The organism is Facilibium subflavum (assembly GCF_003574485.1).
Classification (GTDB): Bacteria; Pseudomonadota; Gammaproteobacteria; order Francisellales; family Francisellaceae; genus Facilibium; species Facilibium subflavum.
Genome location: NZ_QLIT01000328.1, coordinates 1 through 841, shown reverse-complemented (window position 1 = coordinate 841; position 841 = coordinate 1). Strand labels below are relative to the sequence as shown.

Annotated in this window: 1 protein-coding gene; it reads left to right on the top strand. The window is 37.7% G+C overall.

Going from position 1 to position 841, the window contains the following annotated elements; translation table 11 throughout:
• Window positions 1-392 precede the first annotated feature (392 nt).
• Window positions 393-695, top strand: coding sequence for a hypothetical protein (locus DNK84_RS14725; RefSeq protein WP_119345017.1), 303 nt, complete (start codon window positions 393-395; stop codon window positions 693-695).
• Window positions 696-841 lie beyond the last annotated feature (146 nt).

Genomic DNA, 841 nt, shown 5'->3' with positions numbered 1-841 from the left:
TTAGATGCGTTTACCCTGATTGGAAGCTAGTTTTGGTGAAAATTATAGAGACTTATGCATTAATCTGCATAAGCGAAATGGAAAGTTGGATTTACAAATGTCGAATGACCATTTTGGTTGGTTGTTAATCCCTCGTTCAATCACTGATAGAAATGAGATGAGGCTAAAAGTTATGTCACTGATTGAAAGTAGTGATGTTGAAGTCTGGTATTGGTTTAATAATGCCTTCCATTCGTCAGATTTTGAGTTTATTGATAACTCCGTGTGGGGGAGGCTGATATTTAAACATAGTAACGCTGAAAATATAAATTCACTTATGAGAGCTATTCTTGAGCTGATATATCAACAGTCATAATCCAGTGAGTTAGAGTGGAAATACTAAGAGGTTGGAAATGGGAAAAGTATTAGTTTTTGTCGGTGGTGTCAGAGGGGTCTTAAAGAAATATATTAAAGATGGATGGAGCGTGGTTTGGATCTTGCATAGCCGGGAGTATCAACAATCAGACCGGTGTTTCCATGTAAAAAACCTAATTATTATTAATGACTTTTCTCTAGATGCGGTTCTTGGTAGTGTGAAGAATATAACATATATTCAAGGCGCAAAGTTTGTTAGCTTTCATGATGACTATCATTTTCTTGCCAACGAGATGGCGACTCATTTTAAGGGGGTGTGTTTTTTGACCTTATCGTGGTGACGGTTCAAAGAGAAGATCCTTATTGGAAAGACTCAATCCATTGCAATAATGAGAAAATAAAGCTGTGTTATGGTGGTGCTGAGCGGCGTGATAGTGTGCGAAATGCACTGATGGGGCTTAAAAATTTTGCTGAGGATGATGACTGG

Excerpts from the sequence above, each read along its gene's own strand:
- DNK84_RS14725 (WP_119345017.1), top strand. The coding sequence starts at position 393 with ATGGGAAAAGTATTAGTTTTTGTCGGTGGTGTCAGAGGGGTCTTAAAG.